This is a genomic window from Pseudomonas sp. MYb541 (assembly GCF_037479595.1).
Classification (GTDB): domain Bacteria; phylum Pseudomonadota; class Gammaproteobacteria; order Pseudomonadales; family Pseudomonadaceae; genus Aquipseudomonas; species Aquipseudomonas canadensis.
Genome location: NZ_JBBGYS010000054.1, coordinates 20,365 through 44,742, shown reverse-complemented (window position 1 = coordinate 44,742; position 24,378 = coordinate 20,365). Strand labels below are relative to the sequence as shown.

Genomic DNA, 24,378 nt, shown 5'->3' with positions numbered 1-24,378 from the left:
ACTGTCGGATTACGGGCACACCGAGCCTAAGCGAGGTGCCGAGTGTTGGGGCAAGAGCGTTTTGCTTACTTTTGCGCTGTTCAAAAGTGAGCCGCCGTAAGGGCGGAACCAATACCCGCCATCACCCAAATAACGGATATGTCCCCAGCCCGACCCAAACATCGCTTTTGCAGTATCCACAGGAGCTATGCCGAATCACCCCAACCGAGCCGCCGCCCGCGCAACGATCTCCCCACGCACCCTGCGCGATTCAGCCGTGCGCTTGTTGGCTTCCTCCAACACATGCTTGGGCGCCGTGTCCGGACGCCCGGAATCAAACGGCGGTGCCGGCGCATATTCGATCTGCAATTGCACCAGTTGCGCCGCCGCTTCGCTGTACAACTCGGCAGCCAACGTCAGCGCAAAGTCGATACCGGCAGTGATGCCACCACCGGTCAGCAGGTTGCCGTCACGCACCACGCGTTCCTGCACTGCAATTGCACCGAGCGGGGCGAGCAGGTCGTGGTAGGCCCAGTGTGTGGTCGCCTTGCGCCCGCGCAACAAACCGGCGGCACCGAGCACCAGCGAGCCGGTGCACACCGACGTCACATAGCGGGCGGTCTGAGCTTGGACCTTGAGGAAGTCCAGGGTCTGCGGGTCTTCCATCAACGCGCCAACACCGGAGCCGCCAGGCACGCAAATCACATCCAGGCGCGGGCAGTCGGTATAGGTCATGGTCGGTGTGAACACCAGGCCAGTGCTGGAAGTGATCGGTTCCAGGTCTTTCCACACCAAGTGCAACTGCACATCCGGCAGCGAACCCAGTACGTCATAAGGACCGGTGAGGTCCAGTTGCTGGATACCGGGGAACAATACAAAGCCAATCTGCAGGGTCATTAATAGCGCTCCGTCAAAGGGGTGGACGGCTTCACTCTAGAGGCCTAGGCTTTGGCGAATACGCCATTGATCCCACGAATCACGCCAATCATGTCCAGAATCGTCCACGTCCTCGCTTTCGATAACGCCCAGGTGCTTGATGTCACCGGACCGTTGCAGGTGTTCGCCTCCACCAATGACCTGGCGCGTCAGCGCGGCCTGCCGTTGCCTTACGCCGTGTCGGTGATTGCTGCCCAAGCGGAGCCGGTGATGACGTCGGCTGGCTTGGCACTGCTGGCCGAGCCGCTGCCCGCCGTCGATGCGCCGTGCGATACGTTGGTGATTGCCGGCGGCTGGGGCGTATACGGCGCCGCCGAAGATCCGGCGCTGGTGGAGTGGGTGCGCGAGAAAGCCCGTCACACCCGGCGCATGACGTCAGTGTGTACCGGCGCGTTCCTGCTCGCCGCCAGTGGCATGCTCGATGGCTGTCGCGTGGCCACCCATTGGACACGTTGCGAAGAATTGGCGCGCAAATTCCCGTCGTTGACGGTGGAGTCCAACCCGATCTTCATCCAGCAAGGCGCCGTATGGACGTCCGCCGGCGTCACTGCTGGCATCGACCTGTGTCTGGCGCTGGTGGAAGAAGACCTGGGCCGCGCTGTGGCCCTGGAAGTGGCGCGGCACCTGGTGGTGTTCCTTAAGCGCCCCGGCGGCCAGTCCCAATTCAGCGTGACCCTGTCCCTGCAAAAAGACGACAGCCGCTTCGCCGAACTTCACGCCTGGATCGCCGAAAACCTCACCCTGGACCTGAACATCGCCACCCTGGCCGCCCAAGCCGGCATGAGCGAACGCAGCTTTGTACGCCACTACCGCGCCGAAACCGGTCAGACCCCGGCACGTGCCGTCGAATTGATCCGCGTCGAAACCGCGCGTCGGCAATTGGCTGACAGCGCGGCGTCGATCAAACGTATCGCCGTGCAGTGTGGTTTTGGCTGTGAAGAAACCTTGCGCCGCAGCTTCCTTCGCGCCTTGTCGGTGACGCCCCAGGCTTACCGCGAACGCTTTTCGCCCAGCAACTCCAGCAGCGCATCCAGCGTGACTTGCGGTGCTTCCTGAGGGATATTGTGACCCACGCCGGGCAGCACCTGACGCCGGTAAAACCCGCTGAAATGCTCGACATCATCATCCACTTCAGGCGGTGGCCCCACCCCATCATCGGCGCCGCACAGCGAAATGCTCGGCACCGAGATCGGCGGCTGCAAAGCCAGCGCCTGCTCGATGGCTTCCAACGTCGGGTCGCCGGGCGCATACATGAACCGGTGGCGATAGGAGTGAATCACCACCTCGACAAAATCCGGGTTATCGAACGACGGCGCGGTCTGCTCATACAGTCCCGGCCCCTCGGCCCACGACGGCGACCATAACGACCACAGCAACTTGCACAGTTCGCCACGGTTGGCGGTCAAGCCGTCCACGCCGCGCTGGGTGTGAAAGTAGAACTGATACCACAAGCGATGCTCCGTCATTGGCGCCCTGGGCTTCAGTGACTTGGCGATGTCCTGGATGTTGTAGCCATCGCCGGTCACCAACCCGCGCACGCGCTGTGGCCACAACGCCGCGACGATACACGCGGCTCGCCCACCCCAGTCGTACCCGGCGAGGGTGGCTTGCGGGATCGCCAGCGCATCCATGAAGTCCAGTAGGTCCTTGGCCAATGCGGCCTGCTGCCCGGAACGCATCACCTGCTCGTTGATAAACCGCGTCGGGCCGTAACCGCGCAGGTACGGCACCAGTACCCGGTAGCCACGCTCGGCCAGTACCGGCGCAATCGCGTCATAGCCGCGCGGGTCATAGGGAAAACCGTGTAGCAGGATCACCGGCTCACCGTCGAGGGGACCGTGGGCTTCGTAGGCGATATCGAGCATGGGCGTGCGTGCGTACAGCAGCGAGGTGGCGATCGTCATCGGAGGCTCCTGTTAGATGCTGGAACTCTAGTCCAAAGGTATGACGCAATGGCGTGCAGATAAACGCAGTGGTGTTACTTGTCTAGACTCAGCTCGGTGCTGTGCAGCACATGCTTGAAATGATGCCGCCACAGATCCACCCCCAACTGCCCCGACCGGTCCAGCGACGAACCTACCGTGAGGTCGCTGATCAAGGTCGGCTGCAACCCCGCGTCGAACAGCGCGAACCCCGCCGCCAGCACGCAGGTGTCGGTCTGGATACCACACACCAGTACACGTTGCGGCGCGAGGCTTTTCAGGTAGGAAACGGTCTCGGGGGTTGGCGCATAGCCGTGTTTGATAAAGATGCGATCAGCGGCCACCAGGCTTTGGTCGTTCGGCGCCGGTTGCCAGCCGAGTTGCCGGGCGAAGGGCGTGACGCTCTCGTCGTGGCGCTCCACGGTGGCGACTGACGGCATGCGCCCCAGCAGGGTGTTGATGCCGTCCACCAGCCACGTGGGCGGGTTGAAGGAAGGTTGCACGTCGATGATCAGCAGTACCTGGCGCATGGCGTTCCTGTCCGTGGTCGAGTGGCCGCCCATTGTGCACAGGCCACTTCAGGGTTGCCAGGTGGTTTTCTCCCCGCTGAGCTTGCGATCCAGGAACGTCGCTGCGCTGATCAACGCCAGGTGGCTCAAGGCCTGGGGTGTATTGCCCAGGTGGCGGGCCTGGGTGTCGAACTCTTCGGCGTACAGGCCAAGCGGGTTGGCGTAGCGCAGCAGTTGCTCGAATTCCAGGTGGGCCTTTTCAACTTGCCCGGCGCGGGCCAGGCATTCGACGTACCAGAACGAGCAGGCCGCAAACGCGCCTTCGGTGCCTTGCAGGCCGTCGATCTGGCTGTCGTCGTTACGATAGCGGTAGACCATGCCGTCGCGCACCAGGCTTTTCTGGATGGCTTCCAGGGTCGAGAGCCAGCGTGGATCGGTGGCCGCGACAAACCTCACCAACGGCATCAATAACATCGAACCGTCGAGCGCGGTGGTGCCGGTATGCTGCACGAAATGCCCGCGCTCTTCGTTCCAGAAATTGCTCCATATGTCGGCGTAGATCGCCTGGCGGGTCTGGTCCCAGCGTGCAAACGGCGCCGGCAACGAACGCTTGGAGGCCAGGCGGATGGCGCGGTCCAGCGCTACCCAGCACATGAGTCGTGAGTGCAGGAAGTGATGCTGCTCGCCGCGCATTTCCCAGATGCCCACGTCTTTAGTGTTCCAGATTTCACAGACCTGGTCGGCAACTTCTACTGTATGTTTCCAGCCCTCATGGGAGATGGCTTCACCGTACTTGTTGACCAGATACACCGCGTCCATCAGCTCGCCATAAATGTCTAGCTGGATCTGGTCAAACGCCTCGTTGCCGATGCGCACCGGTTTGGCGCCGCCGTGGCCTTGGAAGTGCTCAAGCTCGGCCTCGGGTAATTCCTGGCGACCGTCGATGCCATACAAAATGTTGATCTTGGTCGGCTGGTCGCAGCAGTCGCTCACGCGGCCTTTGAGCCAGCGCATATAAGCGTTGGCTTCCTCGACAAACCCCAGGCGCATGAAGGCATACACGGTGAACGATGCGTCGCGGATCCAGGTGTAGCGATAGTCCCAGTTGCGTTCGCCGCCGGGGGTTTCCGGCAGGCCGAAGGTGGCGGCGGCGATGATCGCGCCGTGTTTACGCGAGGTCAGCAGTTTGAGCGCCAGGGCCGAACGGTTGACCATTTCGCGCCAGCGCCCACGGTAGTTCGATTGCGCGATCCAGCCGCGCCAGAACTTCAAGGTATGGGCCAACGCCAGGTCCGTGCAGCTGCTGTCCACCCGTTCATCCTCTTGGCCGCCGAGGACGAATTCGGCACCTTCTTCCTGGCCCAGGGTAAAGCTGGCCACGGCGCCGCCGTCTTTGATCTGCAAGGGGTGGCTGCCGGACAAACGCAGGCCGGGTTGGCCTTCGGCGCTGAAGCAAACCGTGCCGTTGTCAAGGGTGGCTTGGGTGAGCGTGCGCGCGTAGTCATGGCGCACCGCACAGCGCAGATGAATATCGGCCTTGCCGCTGACCACACGCACGCGGCGGATCAGCAGCGGTAGGTCATCGATTTCTTCGCTGATAGCCAGCAGGTCGGTGATCTCTACTACGGCCTCATCGCTGAGCCAGCGGGTTTGCAGTACGTTGGTGTCGGGCAGGTAGATCTGTTCGCGGCGCGCGTTGGGCAGGTCCGGGGTGAGCTGGAAAATGCCGGCATCGGGGCTGTCCAGCAGCGAGCAGAAGATCGACGGGCTGTCGAACTCCGGCCAGCAGAAGAAGTCGATGCTGCCTTTATCGTTCACCAATGCGGCACTGCGCATATCGCCGATGATGCCGTGGGCATCGATGGCGCTTTGTTGTTCGTTCTTCAAATCAACCATTGCCACGGAATTCCTTAATAAGAGCCTTGGGGATAAAGGCTCATGCCGCCGTCAATAAAGAGTGTGCTGCCGACCACATAATCGGACGCATCGCTGGCCAGCCACACCACGGCGTTGGCGACGTCTTCCACATCGCCGATCCGCCCATAGGGAATCAACTTGAGCAATTCTTGTGCTGCCGCGCCTTCGGTGGTGGCTCGATTGATCGCGGTACGGATCGCCCCCGGCGCAATCCCGTTGATGCGGATGCGCTGTTCACTGACTTCCTGGGCCAGGGTGCGCATCAGCATCTCCACACCGCCCTTGGAAGCCGCGTAGTTCACATGCCCGGCCCACGGGATCAGTTGGTGCACCGAACTCATGTGGATGATTTTGCCCGCCGCCCGCGACACGCCTTCGCGCATGCCCTGGCGATTGAAGATGCGCACTGCCGCGCGGGCACACAGGAACTGGCCGGTAAGGTTGACGCCGATCACCGCATTCCAGTCATCCAGGCTCATGTCCACCAGGTTGGCGTCCTTCTGCATCCCGGAGTTGGCCACCAGGATGTCCAGGTGGCCGAAGGCATCGAGGGTCTGGGCAAAAAGCCTTTCCACCTCTTCTTCTTTAGAAACGTTGGCGCCGATGGCAATCGCCCGGCCGCCCTCGGCATTGATCTGCTCTGCCAGTGCCTCGGCCGGTGCGGCCTGGCTGTTGTAGTTCAGCACCACGGCTGCTCCGGCTTGCGCCAGAGCCTTGGCCGCGCCGGCGCCGATTCCGGAACTGGCACCGGTCACCAGCGCCACTTGTTGCTCCAACGAGATACGCATTGCTCACCGACCTTAAATTCGTGAGTTCAAGTAGCTGACTGATCGCGCGCAAGGGAAGTTCACCCGTGTGAAATTAGCGACTACAACCATGGTGAAAAATGGAATAACAGAACTATAAAAAACAACCATAAGATACTAAAAAACCGCTCAAAAGCGTTTGACAGGCTTTTTCGCCCCGTGTCTTATAGGCACACATCAACCCGCTCCGTTGGTAGTTCGGAAGTCATCGCGGGGCCACCTCTAAGAGATTTCTATGTGCCTTTCGGCCGATATAGGGGAACTACCAGTTCAGGTAAAAGCAGCGGCCTTAGTTGGCGTGCCTAAGTTAGTTATCTTCGATTGCGACGGTGTTCTCGTCCAAAGTGAAGAAATAACCCTGTCTGTATTGATCTCCATGCTTAATGCCCTTGTTCAGGGCGACCCGCTGCTTGATGTCACCTGTTTTATCGAGCGCTTCCGTGGGCGGAAGATTGCCGAATGTTTGCGCGAAGCTGAACAGATATTAAATATCAGTTTGGATACAGAGTTTGAACAGCACTTTCGCGAGCGGGCGTTGCAAGCACTGACACTCAGTTTGAAAGCCTCGGATGGGGTGCTGGAAGTATTGCAAAAGTTGGAAGTTCCTTATTGCGTAGCCTCAAGTGCACCCCGCAACAAGATAGAGCATTGCTTACGCCTGGCTGGGCTGTTTTCTTATTTTGAAGGGCGAATATTCAGTTGTTACGAGTTGGGTAGTTGGAAGCCTGATCCCCTGGTATTTCTGACGGCCTGCCGAACTTACCGCATTGACGTGAGTGATGCGCTGGTGGTGGAAGACAGTGTGACGGGTATCCAGGCTGCTGTAGCGGCCAATATAAAAGTGTTGGGCTTTGGTCCCGCGCATCGGCATGCGCAATTGGCCGCGGCCGGAGCATTGCCGATTGCTGACATGCGTGAAGTATTGACCATTTTTAATTGACTCAGGGAGGAGGCGTCGTGAACACACTTGGTTACCCGGAACGGCTCAAACGCAACGATCAATCTTCAGAAGTGTGGTGGGATTCATCGCCTACCGTATACCTACCGTATAAAAAACACCTGCTGGAAAAATACCCGGCCGCTGTGACTTATATAGAAGCGTTGATGCCGGATGAATTCTCCCAGCCCTGGGGCTTGTGCAGTGTGACCACCAACCCTCGGTTAGTGACGGCCGTCATCCTCGAAAAGCGCGAGTATTGGTCCTCACGTTTCAACGTGGGCAAGCTGTCTCCCAGCGAGTTACGCAAGCAGCTGTACAACGAAGTCATCGTCGAAGGGGCCGCCACGCTCAAGCCGCGTTGGATTCAGTCGGCGCAGGCCGAAGGGTGGATTTCCGCCCAGGTCGACCCGGTTGACGTGCGCTGCACTGAGCGCATGAGCGCCCGGGGATTGGAACTGCAGCGCCTGGCGCCGAACGTGATGGTCAAGGTGCCGGGTAGCCTGGAAGGGCTGGTAACGGTTGAACACCTGGTGGCCCAGGGCGGCTCGGTGAATATCACGTTCTGCTTCACGGTTGCGCAATTCCAGGCCGGTATCCAGGCCATCGAGCGCGGTAGGGCGACTGCCCGCAGCAATGGTATCGACACTGCGCGCTGCAAGTACGTCATTACGTTCATGATCGGGCGTTTCGCCTGCCAGCCCGAGTTTACGCTGCAGGCCGCCGAGCGTGGTCTGGCTTTGAGTGCCGAGGAGTTGCGCTGGGCTGAGTTGATGATCTACGAGCAGATCCAGGCGCTGGTGGCGGCCTCGAAGACGCCGGTCAAGACCCTGCTGTCCAGCATAAAGGTCGATGTGGACGAGCGTGGCAACAAACATTGCTGGCACCTGGAGAAGACCGGGCATACGGCGACCTGCTACACGCTGACACCGGAGGTAGTGGAGTTCCTGATCGAGCGCGAAAGCCATGGCAAACCCGTCGTGCCCGCGCTGGAACCTCAGAAACCGCCGGCGTCGACCTTCGCAAAGCTGATCCGCATTCCGTATTTCTACGAAGCCTACTTTGTCGACAGCATCGAACCCTACGACTTCGGTAACCATGAAGCCTTTATCAACGCCTGCAATGAAGCCAACAGCGCGCATCGGCGCCTGGCGGATTACTGCGTTCGGCTCTGCCCAGTGACGACGCCGTTCAAGCGTGCGCTCAACGCGTTGCTCGCCGCTGAATTCGGGGTGATCGCATGAACAGGATGATCGGGTTGTGGGCACACCCACGTTCGCGCTCCACGGTGCTCGAACGTGTGTTTATCGAGCGGGGCGATTTCGAGGTCTTCCATGAGCCGTTTGCGCATATGGCGTTTTCCGAGGACTCGGCGATTCCCTCGGATGAGTGGGATCACAGTTTGCCCACCACTTACCCAGGCATAAAAGAGCATCTGCTTAATGCCCGTGAGCGTGCGAACGTTTTTCATAAAGACATGTGTTATCACTGTTTGGATGACTTGAAAGTGGATGTTGGCTTTCTCGCGCAACAGGACAATATCTTTCTTATTCGTGAACCCGCCAGCAGCATTATTTCCCATCATCGGGTGCATCCCGATATGCCGTTACAGGCTATTGGGCATAAAGCGCTATACGACATATTTTGCGTGGTCACCAAGCTGACCGGCAAAGTGCCTTATGTGATCAATGCGGATGACCTGGCCGCAGAGCCGGAACGGGTGATCCGTAAACTCTGTGATCATTTGAATATAGAGTTTATGCCACATGCGATGACGTGGAAGCGTGAGTGCCCACAACAATGGAAAACGTGGCGACGTTGGCATGTCGACGCGGAAAACAGTGAGCGGATTGTTTCTCCAGATACTCCGCACGTTGATATCAAAGCATTTGATCAATATCCGAATTTAAAGGCGATGTACGAATATCACCGTACGTTTTACGCGCGCATGAATGAATTTTGCCAATAGGGATTGTTGCATGAAGAAGTTGATTATTACCGGAGCGGCCAACGGGATTGGCCGGGCCACTGTGGAGCTGGCGATTCTACAGGGCTATTTTGTTATCGGCGCGGACAAGGATGCCGAGGGCTTGAAAGTACTGCAAGGTCTCTATGGCGCTGATGTGTTCGAGGCGCACATTACCGACTTTTCGGATATGACCGTTATCAAGGGGTTCATTCCACGACTCTATGAGCGCCATGCAAGTATTTATGGTTTGGTGAATAACGCCGGTATTTATCACGGTAAAAGTGTCTATGCCTACTCCGATGAGCAGATAGACGAGATCCTCACCGTCAACCTCAAGGCGCTGGTCTATCTCTCCAAAGACTTCGCCGAGCGGGAAATGCCGCACGAAGCCCCGCGCAGCATCGTCAACATCGCTTCGGTGGCCGGTGAAGTGGGCAGTTGCGACGCGCTCTACGGCGCCACGAAGGCGGCAGTGATCGGCCTGAGCAAGGCCAACGCCTGGAACTTCGCGCCGTTCGTGCGGGTAAATGTGGTGTCCCCGGCGCTGATCCATGAAACCGCCATCTACGGCACCATCCCCGAATACCGACGTGCTGAGTACGCCCGCCAGGAAGTCCTCAAGGACCCCATCCTGCCCGGTGGCGTGGCTGAGGTTATCTTGCTGTTGTTGGGCGATGCGATGCGTCACATCACCGGAAGGGTCATCCCGGTCGACAACGGAGCCTACCCGCGATGAGTCTTCCGGTGCGCAAGAAAAAGCTGTTGCTGGTGGGCGCCGGCAACCTGTGCCTGCAGATACTCAAGATTCTGGGGCCGAAAAACGCGTTCGACTTTGTGGTGCTGGGGCGCAATGAAGAAGCCACGATCCGCTTGTGCAATCTGGTGGCGTTGTCGTGTGCGCAGTTGGGCCAGTTTATCGACATCAAGCCCGTCGTTGCCGATCTGACAGATGTCGGCAAGGTCACGCAGCTGCTGCGTGAAGAAGCCCCGGATATGCTGGTGAACTGTGCGTCGCTGCAGTCATGGCGGGTGATCACCGGGCTGCCCAAGCTGTCGTTCGAAAAGCTCGACCAGGCCCAGTTCGGCCCCTGGCTGCCCATGCACCTGACGTTGATGCATTGCCTGATGCAGGCGGTGAAAGCCTCCGGCATCAGCACCAAAACTGTGAACGCGGCGTTCCCCGATGCGGTCAACCCGATCCTGGCGCGCATCGGCCTGGCGCCGGACATTGGCGTCGGTAATGTGGCCAACCTGATTCCGGCTGTGTGTTTTTCCATTGCACGGTTGCTCGAATGTGCACCCACTGATGTGCAGGTGCAGCTGTATGCCCAGCATTACTTCAGCCACTACGTGCCGCGCGGTGGTTTGCCGCCGCGTGCCAATTACCGCTTGTTGTATGAAGTGCGCGATCGCCCGGAAGTGGGGCGCCTGCCGGCCGAGGCGATTTTCTCGACGGTGAAATCCGAGTTCCGTCGCCTGGGCGGGGTGGATGGGCAGTTCCTCACCGCGTGCTCTGCGGTCACGGTCATCGAAGGGCTGTTTTCGCCCGTGCCGGTCCTGGTGCATGCGCCGGGGCCTCTTGGGCTTCCGGGCGGGTATCCGGTGTGGCTGCACGATGGGCGGATCCAGGTGCAGTTCTCCGAAGCGTGCCCACAGGACGAGGCGGTGCGCATCAATAGCATCTGCCAAAGCCAGGATGGCATTGACGAAATCCATTGTGATGGTTCGGTCACTTACAACCCGCAGTGCATGGCCGTCATGCAATCGATGCTGGGGTATTCCAAGAACACCATGGCCATCGAGCAGTCCGCCGAATTTGCCCGCGAACTGGCGAGCAAATACCTGTCCTTCAAGAATTCGACCTGGTAGGTGTGTGATGAATCAAGTTTTCAGAAACAAGCACAGCGAAGTTGCCAGTTATGCCACGCAGTACTCACCGGATTTCGTCGAGCGTTGGGATGAGTTGATCGATTGGAATAAACGCAAGGCCGGGGAGGACGGGTTCTTTGAAAACCTGCTGCGTAGCCACGGTGTGCACTCGGTGATCGACGTGTCGACGGGCAGCGGTTTCCATGCCGTCCAGCTTAAGCAGGCGGGCTTCGAAGTGGTGGCCACGGACGGCAGTAGCACCATGTTGACCAAGGCGCGGGCGAACTTTCGCAAGCATGGCCTGGACATTCAGTCCCATTACCGAGACTGGCATTCACTGGACTCCCAGGAGCTTGGCCAGTTCGATGCTGTGGTGTGCCTGGGCAGCTCGTTGTGTCATGTCTTTGCCGCCCACGATCGGTTGCGGGTGCTGGCGAAATTCCGCTCCTTGCTCAAGCCGGGTGGCTTGCTGATTGTGGATCAGCGTAATTTTTTCGCCATTCGTGCCGGCAAGTACAAGGCCAGCGGAAATTACTATTACTGCGGTACGAATGCGTCGGTCAGTCTGGGGGAGGTCAATGAGCGTCTGTGTGAGTTCATCTATTCCTTTGATAACGCAGAACAGTACCGGTTGCAGGTCTATCCCCTGTTGCCGGGTGAATTGAAGGGGGAAGTGCTCAAGTCCGGGTTCACTCACCATGAGAGTTACGGCGACTTCAAGCGTGACTACGACATGATGGATTGTGATTTCGTCATCCACACGGCGCGCGCCGAATAAGGAGGGCTTGATGAGCACACTCGTACAGAGCAATGCCCGGCCCTTGGACAGCGTCGTATTGGCGGTGGTCCTTACCGGGTTCGTGGCCAGCACTTATGGCTTTGGCGTCTACCTGTTCGCCAACCTGGTGGTGGACATGCGCCGCGACATCGGTTTCGACTACACCACGGTGGGCCTGATCACCGGCGGCGCGCAGATTGGTTTCCTGCTGTTTTCATCGGTTACAAGCTATATAAGCCGGTTTTTCGAGGGCTGGAAGATCAGCCTGGTATCTACGGTGATGACGTCCCTGGCACTGCTGGGGTTGAGCGTCAGTCACAGCATCTGGTTGTCGGGGGCGTTGTTGATCCTGCTCGGTGGCTGTTCCGCCTCGGTGTACATCCCGTTGGCGGAGATCGTCACCAAAGGCTTCAGCCCGGGAAATCGCTCCCGCGTCATGGGGCTGATTTCCAGCGGCACCAGCTACGGCGTATTCATCAACGGTTTGCTGGTGTCGTTCCTGACATTGAATGGTGGCTGGCGCTCGATCTGGCTCACCGCGGGCCTGATCTCGGTGGTCCTGTGCGTGGTGGCCTGGTTTCTGTTACGCAACCTCGCCGCGAGCCAGGACACCGGGTTTTCCGGGGAGCGCGCCACCGCCTTCGACAGTCGGCAGCCCTGGCTCAGTCGTTCGTTGTATCTGACCTGGGCCATCGCCTTTCTCAATGGCATGGCGTTGCTGCCGTTCCAGACTTACCTGGCGCCGTTCCTGCGTGATGAGTTGGGCGTGTCGGTACAGGACGCCGGGTTTATCTGGACCACCATCGGTGCGGTGGGCATGGCGTCGGGCTTCCTGGTGGGGTGGATTGCCGACAAGGTGGGCGTACGTGCGTCGTTGGCGATGTGTTTCCTGAGCGCGGGACTGGCTGCCGCCTTGGTGTTCAGTTTCAACAGCCTGCCGTTGTTCTACTTGGCGGCGTTTCTGTTTGCGCTGGCGTTTTATCCTATCTTCGGGCTGGTCCCCAGTTACATCGGGCAAATCGTGCCGGTCAGCCGCCTGACCCAGGCCTTCGGTATTGCCAACGTGCTGATCGGCTTGGGCGGTGTGTGCGGTAATTTCCTGGGCGGGTTCTCCAAGGATTTGACCGGGTCCTTCTCGACGGTCTACTGGGTGGTGGCACTGTTGCTGTTCGTGCAATGCGTGATGGTGTTCCTGTTGGGTAAACAGCCTGTTTCGGTCAAGGAGAGCGAGCAGCCATGAGTTATTTTCCAGACACGCCGCACCGGAACCTGCACGCGTTTGCGTTCAGTCACCGCGCTGGCATGAAACACAACCCCGTGGTCATCTGGATGACCGGGCTCTCCGCGTCCGGCAAGTCGACCATTGCCGATGCGTTGGACAATGCCCTGCAGGAACAGGGCCGGATCACTGCGATTATCGACGGCGACTCGGTACGTGGCGGGCTGTGCCGAGACCTGGGTTTTACCGACAGCGACCGCGACGAGAATATCCGGCGTGTCGCCGAGGTGGCGCGGCTTATGCTGGAGGCGGGGCTGATCGTGATCGTGGCGCTGATTTCACCCTCGTCGGCGAGCCGACACTACGCGCGCTCGATCATCGGCAATGAGTGCTTTGTTGAAGTGCATGTGGACGCGCCGTTGGAAACCGCCGAGCAACGTGATCCAAAGGGCCTCTATAAAAAAGCCCGAGCGGGCTTGATCAAGAACTTTACCGGTATCGACTCCAATTACGATGTACCGGTATTTCCGGAAGTGCACTTGGACACCCAGGCGCTTTCAGTGGAACAGTCGGTTGCGACGATTCTTGATTGGCTTGCGCATAACGACGTTCGCACTTAGCCGTCTGTCTTTGCGCGGGGATGACACGCTTTGCACGCTGAAAAAACAAGGTAATCTGCGCCATCGCAGGGAGAACGCGTTTTTTCAGGAGTAGGCATGACACATTTCACGGGCACTGCAAAATCGATCCGTCTGATTGGTGGAGCCCGTGTATTGGACTTCATCAATACCACCAATGGGCGTCGCCCTGGCACTTCGCTCAAGGTCATAGAGGAGCGACTCACCAGCTTTCAGTTCTTCTTCGAGTGGGCATTGCATGCGTCGTTGATCTCGGCCCGAGAGTTTGACGACTATAAGCCGATGGTATTTGCGTCATCCATGGCCTACCAGCCGGACCTGGACGCGATCATTGCATTCAGGGAGTGCCTGTACGCGGTGTTTTATCCCTTGTCGTTACAGGGGGCCGCGCCCGATGACGCTTTGCAGCATATAAACCAGATGTTCCAGCAAGGCGTTGCCTGGCGGGTGCTCCGTTCCGTGGAGGGCAAACCTGCCTGGACGTGGAAGCCCTGCACCACGGCGCAGGAGTTGACGGCCATGGTGCTCGGGCGCTTGGCCATCGAGGCCACGCAGTTACTGGTCTCTGGTGATCTGCACGCATTGCGCATTTGCGGCGCAGCTGACTGCGATTGGGTGTTCTTCGATATCTCCAAGAACAAGCAGCGCAAATGGTGCCAGATGAGCGTGTGCGGCAGCCGCGAAAAGCTCAGCCGACTCAAGCAGGTGACCAGCACCCATTAGTTTGAGGTCATCCGGCGGGTAGCAATTGCCCCACTTAATAGGAAGCATTACTATTCACGCCCCGCCTCCCCAGTGCACCCGCGATGATCCCTCAGCCGCCCCGCAGAACAGGCTTTTTCGAACATTACGAAGAGTTGATCGGAACCTGGACGCGCCGCCTGAGAAACCGTCAGCAGGCCGAAGACCTGGCCCATGACACCTTTTTGCGGGTGCTGGAGTCAACTTCCTCCGAGGTTGAGCAACCGCGCGCCTATCTGCATCAGACTGCGCGCAATATCGCAGTGGATGCCTATCGACGCGAAGACCGTCGCGGGGCCATCACGCTGGAAGCCTTTGATCAGCGCTCGCCCCACAGCGGCGACCCGGAGCATTTCATGCACGCGATCCAGTTGGCGGACTCAATCGAGCGGGCCTTGGCTGAGCTGCCGCTCAACTGCCGCAAGATTTTCATCTGGCAGAAGATCGAAGGCCTGACGCAGCAAGAAATCGCCGGACGCCTGGGGCTGTCTAAAAACATGGTGGAAAAGTATATGATCCGCACCCTGCGGCATCTGCGCGACCGCCTGGACGCGATGGCGCCATGACTGCCCGCTTTGAAACAGGATCTTCCATGATGGATAACCGTGCCCGAGACGAAGCCGCGCAATGGTTTGTGCGCCTGCAAGACGCCGAATTGAGCGCTGCCGATCGCCAACGCTTTGATGCATGGTGCAACGAGCATCCCGATCACCAGTATGAATTCGATGTGTTGCAAGGCCTGTGGAGCGCCACCGACTTGCTACCCAAGGCGCGTTTGCGGGCGTTGTGTGAGACCCCGGTGGAGCGGCCCAAGCGCCGCGCCGTGTTGCGTTATGCGGTCGCCGCCAGTGTGGTCACCGTCGCTCTGGGTTTGGGCCTGTTCAGCGGGCTCGATCATCCCAACCTCTACAGTGCCGAGTTCAGCACGCGCCTGGGTGAACATCGCCAGGTGGCCTTGCCCGACGGTTCGGTGATGGACCTCAACAGCCGCAGCGTGGTCGCGGTGCATTTTGAAAAAGGCCGGCGTGGCGTGGAACTCAAGCAGGGCGAGGCGATGTTCAGCGTCGAGCATGACACCAGTCGACCCTTTGTGGTGGCCGCCGGGGCAGGGCAGGTGACGGTAACCGGCACGCGCTTTGATGTGCGTCGTGATGAAGACCAGACTCGCGTGATGGTCGAGGCCGGGACCGTGAAGGTGCAAGGGCATTCAGCGGACAAGGTGGTGACGCTGACGGCAGGCCTGGGTACCCACGTCGACAACAAAGGGTCGGTGGCCGCGGCCTACGCCGTGAACACCGAAGAATTGACCGCCTGGCGCACGGGCAAGCTGGTCTTCAACAACGCTTCGCTGGGCGAAGTGGCGCGCGAGGTTTCGCGCTATCGCGAGCAACCGCTGCGGGTCAGTACGCCTGCGGTGGGTAGCCTGCGCCTGACCAGCGTGTTCAAGGCCAACGACACCGACGCCTTGCTCAAGGCCTTGCCGCATATACTGCCGGTGGCCTTGCGTACCTTACCGGACGGCAGCCAGGAAATCATTTCACGCTGACATTCAGGTTTTTTTCGAGTTCTTCGTCTTCTCCTGCAACTGCAACTGGTTTGCATTAACAGCCGCATACTCTTGCGATCACAGGACTAGGTTCGACGTGAAAAAACTCGCCGTTAACAACAATAAAATCTCCCGCTGGGCGCCGCTGGCCCTGGCGCTCGCGGTCAGTGCCGCGCTCCCAACGGCCTATGCGGCCGACGCCATTCATATCCAGGCCCAGCCCCTCGGCGCGGCGCTGAGCCAGTTGGGCCAGCAGACTTCCCTGCAAGTGTTCTTCAGCCCCGAGCTGGTCGCGGGCAAGCAGGCGCCGGCAGTAGACGGCAACCTTTCTCCTGAACAAGCCCTGCGCCAATTGCTGCAAGGCAGCGGCCTGGACTACCAGATCGACGCCGGTTCTGTCACCTTGCGCCCGCTGAACAGCGGCACCGGTGAAGCCGGCTCGCCCCTCGAGCTGGGCGCCACCGACATCAAGGTGGTCGGCGACTGGCTCGGCGATGCCAACGCTGAAGTCGTGCAGAACCATCCCGGCGCCCGCACGGTGATTCGCCGCGAAGCCATGGCAGAGCAGGGCGCAATGAACGTCGGCGACGTGTTGCGTCGAGTGCCAGGCGTGCAGGTGCAGGAATCCAACGGCACCGGCGGCAGTGATATTTCCCTCAACGTCGGCGTACGTGGTCTGACGTCGCGCCTATCGCCACGTTCTACGGTTCTGATCGACGGCGTGCCAGCCGCGTTTGCGCCTTATGGCCAGCCGCAATTGTCGATGGCGCCGATTTCAGCGGGTAACCTGGACAGCATCGACGTGGTGCGCGGTGCCGGTTCCGTGCGTTATGGGCCACAAAACGTCGGCGGCGTGATCAACTTCGTGACCCGTGCCATTCCCGAGAAATTCTCCGGCGAAGTCGGCACCACCCTGCAAACCTCCGCCCACGGCGGCTGGAAGCACGTGGACAACGCTTTTATCGGCGGCACCGCCGACAACGGTATCGGCGCCGCTTTGCTGTACTCCGGGGTCAATGGCAACGGTTACCGCAACAGCAACAATTCCAACGACATCGACGACGTGATCTTCAAGACCCACTGGGCGCCGACCGATCAAGACGACTTCTCGCTGAACCTCCACTACTACGACGCCAGCGCCGACATGCCCGGCGGCCTGACCCAGAAGCAGTTCGATGCCAACCCGTACCAATCGGTGCGTGACTGGGACAACTTCAGCGGTCGCCGCAAGGACGTGTCCTTCAAGTACATCCGCCAGATCGACGACCGCACTCAGGCCGAAGTGCTGACTTACTATTCCGACAGTTTCCGCGGTAGCAACATCGCCAACCGCGACCTCAAGACGATCGGCTCTTACCCGCGCACCTACTACACCTTTGGCATCGAGCCGCGGGTGTCCCATGTGTTCGACGTGGGCCCGAGTACCCAGGAAGTCAGCCTGGGCTATCGCTACCTCAAGGAAGGCATGCATGAGCAGGCCACCAGCCTGAACCTGGTCAACAATGTGCCGACGCCGGGTGGGCAGAGCGATGGTCACGTCTACCAGGACCGCACCGGGGGCACCGAGGCCAACGCGTTCTATATCGATAACAAAGTCGATATCGGCAAGTGGACCATTACGCCCGGTATCCGCTTCGAGGACATCCGTACCGAATGGCACGACCGCCCGGTGGTTGCCTTGAACGGCACGCGCACCCAGGAAAAACGCCGTGAAGTCCACAACAACGAACCGCTGCCGGCCTTGAGCGTGATGTACCACGTCTCCGACGCCTGGAAACTGTTCGCCAACTACGAGACTTCGTTTGGCAGCCTGCAATACTTCCAGCTGGGCCAGGGCGGCACAGGCGATCAGACTGCCAATGGCCTGAACCCGGAAAAGGCCAAGACCTACGAAGTGGGGACGCGTTACAACGACAATGTGTGGGGCGGCGAACTGACGTTCTTCTACATCGACTTCTCGGATGAGCTGCAATACGTCAGTAACGACGTGGGCTGGACCAACCTCGGTGCGACCAAGCACACCGGCATCGAAGCCTCGGCCCATTACGACTTGTCGAACCTGGACCCACGCCTGGATGGCCTGACTGCGAATGCCGGCTTCACCTACACCAAGGCCACCTCGGAGGGCGACGTACCGTTCAAGGGCCGTGACCTGCCGTTGTATTCACGTGAAGTGGCCACCTTGGGCCTGCGCTACGACGTCAACCGCTGGACCCATAACCTGGATGTGTACGCCCAGTCCGGCCAGCGCGCACCAGGCACGACAAGCACCTACGTCACTCAGGGCACAGCTGACGGTCAGTACGGTGATATCCCCGGTTACGTCTCAGTCAACGTGCGCAGCGGTTATGACTTTGGCGAGCAATTGTCCAACCTGAAGCTGGGTGTGGGCGTAAAAAATGTCTTCGATCAACAGCACTACACCCGTTCCAGCGACAACAATGCCGGGTTGTACCTGGGCGAGCCGCGTACGTTCTTCGTACAGGCCAGCGTCGGGTTCTGATTGAAAAAGCGCCGCTCTTCCTGATCAAGGAGAGCGGCAAGTCCTGCCGATAGAGTGGGTTGTCTCTCACTCGTCCAGATGCTCTTCCTACTTCAATTCTGGAAAATTTCAGCGCTCTCAGGAACCGGCTCCTACCGTTCTGCCACTCAGCAAATGCCTGCCTTCGCTGGCTTCCTTGGCGATTCAAGGTCAGGCACTTGAATACACCGAACTGGAGAACTGGAATGTCGGTATCAGCATACAATCAGAACGTCGCTCCTAATTTTGATAGCACATCCCCCGGAGCGGAAAAACCCAGTAACGAACGGTCTGCCACCGCAACACGTGCTCAAGTCTCGGCAGGCATCCATTTCACCTCGCATTCCAGTCATTGCGGCCCGATATTCGGCGGCCCACCGCCGCGCCCACTCCCAGAAAATGTGTGCCCGAACCCCGGCCCACCTCCGCGTCCGACCCCGGTATTGCCGGACCCTCATTATTCAAAGCAGAGCAACGAGCAATTGGCCCAGGCGCTTTTGAACAATTATGACGCGTTCAGGGGGCGCTGGCCTTCGCGCTCCGTCACGCAACAGAGTTTGGAAAAAATGGCCAATCGACCGTTGACCGGTAACCCTTCAACGGACGCGAATATTCGGCTGGCGAACGAACTGCTGCGTCGTCCTGGGCTGCTGCAATCGCTCGATCGAAATGGCAGCACCGGTGGACTGGACGGGCGTTTGTCCAAGGACGATATCAGGAGCTTTATTCAGTCAGACAACCCGTTGAAATCGAAAGACGACAAGCAAATCGTTCAGGAAATGCTGAACCATTTCAATGAATTGAAAGGTGGATTCTTCAGCGGCACGATCAAGCTTCGTGACCTCCATGCGCTTGCGATGCGACCGTTGACCGGCAATCCACGCAGCGATCATCTCATCCAGTTGGCGCAGGAGGTCATGGCGCGTTCGAACCTGATGTCGGCTATGGACAACGTTCACAGTTGGCAGCGCGATGGGAAGATCTCTCGACAGGAATTGTACGCACTGCTTCGTTAGACCTGGGGCCCCCTGCGGTGCACTACGCGGCAGGGGGCCGCAAGCGCTTGGCGCAGCCATACCCTCCAATCAGGTGGAGCTGGTTGCAAAGAGCTACCACCAAGAAAATATCCACCGGCCATTGAATGCCGATGGGGGCCTTCATCTACCGGATTAGGTCTGGACCATGAACTCGACAACATTTGAATCCCGATACTCTCAGTACAACGCCCCGAACTTGGCTGCACTTGCACAAGAGGTAAAAAATCCAAGAGAGCCAAAGGGGCTCAACCTCACATCCTCGCCGAAGTTCAGCTTCAAGGCGCCCACCGCCGAAGATTTTGACAAAGGTTCTCGGGTGTTGACGGAGGAGTCGGCGCCCAGTTCTGTGATTTCCATATTAGCCAGTTTTTGGAGCAAGTTGTCCCGGCGCTAGATGTCGTTGTTTTTGAACAATGAGATTTTCCAGGGTAGAGATGCGCGGCGGGGGATCTGGTTACAAGCGCTTAACATTCCCTGGGGCATATCCAGTGTTTTGGATGACAGTCTTCGGAACCGTTGTTTTCTGGGGACCACTCAATAGCTGCTTGTGCCATCTTGATTTCGAGGCCTTTTCGAAGATCAGGCAATCAAGGCCCAGGCTACGAAATCTAGATAGGGTGGAGGTGAATCATGATTAGTCGTTTCAATAATCTGAGATATACGCAAACTGGGCCAACGGGGAGCGGTCAGTCTCGCTTTGAGGTCGATGCGCGTGCGCTGGGTAAGCCGCTGCCGGCGGCGCAGCCATTCAACACCCGTTTCGCGAACGGCGCCGACCGACACTTCGACGGCCAGAATATGTATGGAGGCATGACAAAAGTTGGCAACCCCTTCGTCAGCTCGGACGACCATCTGCTGGCGACCGACTTGAAGAACAACCTGCCATTGCTGGACGCCTTCAAGAAAGATGGCCGGCTGACCCAGGACTCCTTACAAGAGATAGCCAAAGAGGAACCCAGCAGCAGCAAGGTCTCAGAGCGCACCATTATGTTGGCGCGAGAGATACTCAACCGGCCCCGATTGAACGATGCGATTATTGCCAAGGGTGGCGAAATCACTCATGACAGCCTGACCAAGGCTGGCGACGCACAGATCGGCAATACCAACCCCAATACACAAAGCGCGGACCCGTTCCATGCGAAAACCGACGCTCAGGTCGTCCAGGCATTCAAAGGCATGTTTGATGATTTCAGGGATAAGTCCGAAGACCGCACATTCTTTTTCGAAAAACACCGGTACGTCAAAAAAGACACAATCATCGAGATCAGCAAGGATCCGAACCAGACTGATAAGAAAGGCGAGCCTTTACGCGATGTGCGCACCGGGTTTCCCTTGAAAAAGTACAGCGAACAACAGGTCTACCTGGCCAAGAATCTGATGGAACGACCAGGATTGATAGCCTCTCTGGACAGTCATAAAGCCAACGGCTACAACATCTTCGGCAGTCATAACGACGATGGCTGGTTGAAGAACTACAGCATTGACCGCTGGCTGGAGAACGACAAGGCAGAGAAGGGGAAGTAAGGTATGCAGGCGCGCATCAGCGGCTTGAAAGCCTCAAGCCGACGATGTCGCCTTACGTTCAGACCCGCAAGACTTTTCCACTGGCAGCCACCGCCACAAGTAACCCTCCAATTAACAGGAAGGCGGTGGCCAGGCTGCTGCCATGGGCGATGAACCCGATTACCGCCGGCCCAGCCAATATCCCTGCATAGCCCAGGGTGGTGATGGCCGGCACGGCGATATGTTCTGGCATGACGGTCTGCTTGCCAACAGCGGTATAGAGTACCGGGACGATATTGGAGCAACCGGCGCCTATCAATGCATAACCCAGCAAGGCCATTTCCCAGGCCGGAGACAATGTGGCAAGGAATGTACCGGCCGCCGCCAGTGCGCCACCGGCTACGATCACCCACGTAGCGCCCAGTCGGCGCACGATGGCATCGCCGGTCAATCGCCCGGCCGTCATGGTCAAGGCAAAGGCCGCGTAACCCAAACCCGCATAGGCTTCGTCCACGCCGCGTTCGGCACTGAGGAACACTGCGCTCCAGTCGAGTACCGCACCTTCGGCCAGGAACACGATAAAACACAGGCAACCGATGAATAGCACCACGCCGTGGGGCACGGCAAACGCCGGGCCCGAACTCTCGCTGCCGTAGGGCAGCAAGTGCGGCGCGGCCTTGAGCAGTGCCGCCAGCGTGATGACGATCACTACCAGGGTCGCCTGCAGTGGCGACAGTCCTAGCCCCAGTAACGCCGAAACGCCCGCCGCTCCGACAATCCCACCCAGGCTGAACAGCCCGTGAAAGCCCGACATCATGGTCTTGCCGCTGGCTCTCTCGACGATCACCGCCTGCAGGTTGACCGTGGAGTCCACGGTGCCGAGGCCGGCGCCGAACAGGAACAGCCCCGCCATCAATAACGGAATTGAGCTGACCGTCGCCAGCATCGGCAATGCCAGGCAGATCATGATCGTCCCGGCGCTGAGCACGCGACGGCAGCCAAAACGCGATGCCAACGCACCGGCGGCCGGCATGGCAATGATCGAGCCGACACCCAGGCACAGCAACAACAGGCCCAGTGTGCCTTCGCTCAAATCGGCACGGGCCTTGGCATAGGGCACCAGCGGCGCCCAGGCTGCGATGCCGAAGCCGGCAATGAAGAAAGCGATACGGGTCGACATTTGCTCCAGCCGTCCGGGAACCACGGGCGCTGAGGTGGGGATGGCAGTCATGAAAAATCCTTGGTTTTGCGTTCTACGAACGATGTCCGGCGTGACATCCTTGCACATCAGGCCGTGGCACGCGAGCCGGGTTCCCTTGGGATTGCGGCGGTCGGGAATTTTATTTTTACACATCTGGAACGTCAGTACGGCGCGCCGCCACACAAGCAGTATCGAATGTGTAGGAGGCGGTCTGGAAGGTGCGTAATCCCTGTGGGGGCTTTTGAACCCCAGGGTTCTCGCGGTGGATTACCACCTTCCAGGCCGCCTTCGGCACCTGGTCAGGCAGACGTTGGCCCATAGACCTTGACCTCAACCACCTCGGCGCCCACCACACGCACCAGTAGCATCCCTCTGGGGTGGGTTTCCTTACCCTTGTAACTCTCGATCACCACTCTATCCGCCGCTGTGGCGTGCAGTGACAGGCGGCGAGGATTGCGCAGGAGTTTGCGGACCTCGGCGTCCACCGGGAAGGAAGGCTGGCCCCTGCGTACACTGGCGCAAAAAGCCATGACGATTGCGCGTGGTGCCGGTGGCGGAGGAGAAGGCAGGCCCGCGCTGGCGAACAGTTGGTTGAGTTGATCGGCCGTCGCCACCGCACGGGGGAACCCTGTGAAAGCTGACGCAACCAGTAGCAGTTCGGTCAGTTCACCCGGCGCAAGGCCCTCTGCGAGACTGGTCTTGAAGTGCACGCTCAGCGGCGGCCCAACCATGCCCGCTGCCACAATCGCGGCAAAGATCGCGGCCTCTTGCAAGCGTGGGTCAAGGCCGGGGCGGCTATGCAGATAGCCGTACACCACGCCTACCGCCAACTCACCGAGGGCGGGTGCCGTATGGAACAGCGCATCCAACCGTGCACCGCCATCCGGCACCAATTCGATAAATGTCTTGCGGCCTTCTCGGTATAAGGCTTCAACGGGACTGTGTGGGGTGATTGTCTTCATGCTTGCATCCTCTAGCGTGAGAGGACGGCGTTTGCTCGACTGCGCACGGACTTCGGCCTGATGAAAACGTCCATCCAGGGGAACTGAGAGTGTAGTGCTTGCAGGATGGTGTATAGCGTCGAGATCCCACACAATCTGCTCCTCCTTCAGCACATGCCCAGGTGGACGACCTCATGGCACTGTTCTACGACGCCCGCGGCAATATCTACGGCGTGGTCAGCCCGGCCTCATTGAGAGACGCGGGCATTGCTGTACCCGAGAGCGCTGCGCGGGCTGCGCGTACCCGCAACAACTGGACATCGTCGGCTATCGCCGCCGAATGCAGTTGGGGCTCGCTACCACGTCCGGCCGGTGCCAAGGTTCATCGCTGTGATGGCTTGCTGGTCGGGCCGTTCCAGGCCGAGCCGCCGTTTGACCTGCTGATCGTCAACACCGACGGCTCCCTGGCCGAACGCAGTGGCAACGGCTTGACGATTTTCGCTCAGGCACTCACCGACCAGGCCCTGATGAGCGAGGCCTGTGAGTTGCGGGTGCACCACGACAAATCGGACGCGGCATCACCCGTGTCGACACGGGTTGAACCGGCAATCCTTGAACAGGTCGCGGGGTTCTGGCTTGAGTTGGGGAGGCCGGGTTTCGGGCCCGAGGCGGTGGGCGCGCAGAGGGATGTGGATGAAACTGGACTGAGTCATGTGAGCGACTTGGCGGCGATCGACCCACAGTGGGCAACCAGCCAATTTGTACGGGTGGGTAACCCCCATTGCGTGACGCTGGTCGAGCTGGTGTCGGCGTTGCCGGACAACACACAGATGCAGCAACCCGCCCTGTTCGAACCCTTGAAGGCCATTGCGTTTGCGCCGCCTGCGGGTAGTGGTCGGCCCTGTGCAGCAGGGGTGAACCTGCAATGGGCGGCGCGCCTGCCCGGCAATCGAGTCATCGCGCGGGTGTTCGAGCGGGGAGAGGGGCCCACCGCGTCTTCCGGAACCAGCGCCAGTGCGGTGGCGTGTGCCGCTTGGCGGGCGGGCTGGGTCGAGAGTGGCGAGGTGTCGGTGGTGATGCCAGGTGGCATTGCGCCGGTTCGCTTGCTCACTCAGGGCGAGACGTTGTTGAGCGTCAGTCTGTTCGGCACTGCGCAGCTGCAGGCATGAAGTTTTTTAACGGCTGACGCTGTAAATCAGTGTCGGCCGTTTCTATGTTAGTTAGTTATGCTGGTGTAAGTTTGTGTAGGACATTTCTTGTTATTAAGGGGATGGCACACTGGCTCGTTTTATTGTTTTGTAAAAGATACTTCCAACTTCGCCGTACGAAACTTCTTTTTTATTTTTAAGCGGTCGATTCCTGTCTGAAATGACTAAGCTTTGGGGCGTTCCAGCACTTTTTCTCGGCCA

Annotated in this window: 23 protein-coding genes; 16 read left to right on the top strand and 7 right to left on the bottom strand. The window is 59.2% G+C overall.

The annotated features are described in order from the left end of the window. Positions 1–195: 195 nt before the first annotated feature. On the bottom strand, positions 196–876 hold the full coding sequence (gene inhA / locus WH299_RS26110; RefSeq protein WP_122724103.1) for an isonitrile hydratase: 681 nt from the start codon (positions 874–876) through the stop codon (positions 196–198). Between the two features lie 90 nt (positions 877–966). On the opposite strand from inhA, the gene WH299_RS26105 reads away from it, so the two are divergent. Then, positions 967–1,971: a GlxA family transcriptional regulator gene (locus WH299_RS26105; protein WP_339551722.1), complete on the top strand. Its 1,005-nt coding sequence runs from the start codon at positions 967–969 to the stop codon at positions 1,969–1,971. On the opposite strand, the gene WH299_RS26100 is transcribed toward WH299_RS26105, so the two are convergent. The 4 genes from WH299_RS26100 to WH299_RS26085 all read right to left on the bottom strand — a co-directional run bounded on the left by WH299_RS26100 (position 1,905) and on the right by WH299_RS26085 (position 6,051). Next, a complete protein-coding gene (locus tag WH299_RS26100; protein ID WP_339551720.1) occupies positions 1,905–2,819 on the bottom strand; it encodes an alpha/beta fold hydrolase in 915 nt (304 codons plus the stop codon). The two genes, WH299_RS26105 and WH299_RS26100, sit on opposite strands and share 67 nt — an antisense overlap. 74 nt (positions 2,820–2,893) lie before the next feature. Further along, positions 2,894–3,367, bottom strand: a complete 474-nt coding sequence (locus WH299_RS26095; RefSeq protein WP_122724110.1) for an isochorismatase family protein — start codon at positions 3,365–3,367, stop codon at positions 2,894–2,896. A 48-nt stretch (positions 3,368–3,415) separates the two neighbouring features. Then, a complete protein-coding gene (locus WH299_RS26090) occupies positions 3,416–5,242 on the bottom strand; it encodes a glycoside hydrolase family 15 protein (RefSeq protein WP_122724112.1) in 1,827 nt (608 codons plus the stop codon). 14 nt (positions 5,243–5,256) lie between these two features. Beyond that, a complete protein-coding gene (locus WH299_RS26085) occupies positions 5,257–6,051 on the bottom strand; it encodes a glucose 1-dehydrogenase (RefSeq protein ID WP_122724115.1) in 795 nt (264 codons plus the stop codon). A 253-nt stretch (positions 6,052–6,304) separates the two neighbouring features. Here WH299_RS26085 and WH299_RS26080 point away from each other — a divergent pair, with 253 nt between their 5' ends. The 14 genes from WH299_RS26080 (at position 6,305) to WH299_RS26015 (ending at position 20,848) form a co-directional block, all read left to right on the top strand. Further along, positions 6,305–7,009 (top strand): HAD family hydrolase, encoded by a 705-nt coding sequence (locus WH299_RS26080; protein WP_323625263.1) that lies wholly within the window; start codon positions 6,305–6,307, stop codon positions 7,007–7,009. Between the two features lie 17 nt (positions 7,010–7,026). Next, on the top strand, positions 7,027–8,250 hold the full coding sequence (locus tag WH299_RS26075; protein ID WP_323625262.1) for a transaldolase family protein: 1,224 nt from the start codon (positions 7,027–7,029) through the stop codon (positions 8,248–8,250). After that, on the top strand, positions 8,247–8,975 hold the full coding sequence (locus WH299_RS26070; protein ID WP_122724123.1) for a sulfotransferase-like domain-containing protein: 729 nt from the start codon (positions 8,247–8,249) through the stop codon (positions 8,973–8,975). The genes WH299_RS26075 and WH299_RS26070 overlap by 4 nt, the downstream gene beginning before the upstream one ends. 10 nt (positions 8,976–8,985) lie before the next feature. Continuing rightward, positions 8,986–9,711 carry an SDR family oxidoreductase gene (locus tag WH299_RS26065; RefSeq protein WP_339551716.1) on the top strand — a complete coding sequence of 242 codons (726 nt, stop codon included), beginning with the start codon at positions 8,986–8,988 and terminating at the stop codon, positions 9,709–9,711. Beyond that, the gene (locus WH299_RS26060) at positions 9,708–10,844 is read left to right on the top strand and encodes a hypothetical protein (protein ID WP_339551714.1); all 1,137 of its coding nucleotides are present in this window, start codon (positions 9,708–9,710) and stop codon (positions 10,842–10,844) included. The genes WH299_RS26065 and WH299_RS26060 overlap by 4 nt, the downstream gene beginning before the upstream one ends. Positions 10,845–10,851: 7 nt before the next feature. Continuing rightward, complete coding sequence (locus WH299_RS26055) at positions 10,852–11,622, top strand: class I SAM-dependent methyltransferase (protein WP_123474259.1); 771 nt, start codon at positions 10,852–10,854, stop codon at positions 11,620–11,622. Between the two features lie 10 nt (positions 11,623–11,632). Further along, the gene (locus tag WH299_RS26050) at positions 11,633–12,862 is read left to right on the top strand and encodes an MFS transporter (protein ID WP_126571276.1); all 1,230 of its coding nucleotides are present in this window, start codon (positions 11,633–11,635) and stop codon (positions 12,860–12,862) included. Beyond that, positions 12,859–13,461: an adenylyl-sulfate kinase gene (gene cysC / locus WH299_RS26045; protein WP_123474257.1), complete on the top strand. Its 603-nt coding sequence runs from the start codon at positions 12,859–12,861 to the stop codon at positions 13,459–13,461. The genes WH299_RS26050 and cysC overlap by 4 nt, the downstream gene beginning before the upstream one ends. 96 nt (positions 13,462–13,557) lie before the next feature. After that, on the top strand, positions 13,558–14,202 hold the full coding sequence (locus WH299_RS26040) for a CGNR zinc finger domain-containing protein (RefSeq protein ID WP_122724132.1): 645 nt from the start codon (positions 13,558–13,560) through the stop codon (positions 14,200–14,202). Between the two features lie 83 nt (positions 14,203–14,285). Further along, a complete protein-coding gene (locus WH299_RS26035) occupies positions 14,286–14,786 on the top strand; it encodes a sigma-70 family RNA polymerase sigma factor (protein WP_123474256.1) in 501 nt (166 codons plus the stop codon). A gap of 26 nt (positions 14,787–14,812) precedes the next feature. After that, positions 14,813–15,766, top strand: a complete 954-nt coding sequence (locus WH299_RS26030) for a FecR family protein (RefSeq protein ID WP_339551709.1) — start codon at positions 14,813–14,815, stop codon at positions 15,764–15,766. Positions 15,767–15,863: 97 nt separating this feature from the next. After that, a complete protein-coding gene (locus WH299_RS26025) occupies positions 15,864–18,269 on the top strand; it encodes a TonB-dependent siderophore receptor (protein WP_339551707.1) in 2,406 nt (801 codons plus the stop codon). A gap of 224 nt (positions 18,270–18,493) precedes the next feature. Beyond that, the gene (locus WH299_RS26020) at positions 18,494–19,303 is read left to right on the top strand and encodes a hypothetical protein (protein WP_240037305.1); all 810 of its coding nucleotides are present in this window, start codon (positions 18,494–18,496) and stop codon (positions 19,301–19,303) included. A gap of 651 nt (positions 19,304–19,954) precedes the next feature. Next, positions 19,955–20,848, top strand: a complete 894-nt coding sequence (locus tag WH299_RS26015) for a hypothetical protein (RefSeq protein ID WP_259696509.1) — start codon at positions 19,955–19,957, stop codon at positions 20,846–20,848. Between the two features lie 58 nt (positions 20,849–20,906). On the opposite strand, the gene WH299_RS26010 is transcribed toward WH299_RS26015, so the two are convergent. After that, positions 20,907–22,058: an MFS transporter gene (locus WH299_RS26010; protein WP_339551705.1), complete on the bottom strand. Its 1,152-nt coding sequence runs from the start codon at positions 22,056–22,058 to the stop codon at positions 20,907–20,909. 269 nt (positions 22,059–22,327) lie between these two features. After that, entirely contained in the window at positions 22,328–22,990 is a 663-nt protein-coding gene (locus WH299_RS26005; protein WP_123474252.1) for a carboxymuconolactone decarboxylase family protein, read from the bottom strand. Positions 22,991–23,163: 173 nt separating this feature from the next. On the opposite strand from WH299_RS26005, the gene WH299_RS26000 reads away from it, so the two are divergent. Beyond that, positions 23,164–24,138 carry a diaminopimelate epimerase gene (locus tag WH299_RS26000; protein WP_339551703.1) on the top strand — a complete coding sequence of 325 codons (975 nt, stop codon included), beginning with the start codon at positions 23,164–23,166 and terminating at the stop codon, positions 24,136–24,138. The last annotated feature ends 240 nt before the right edge of the window (positions 24,139–24,378 follow it).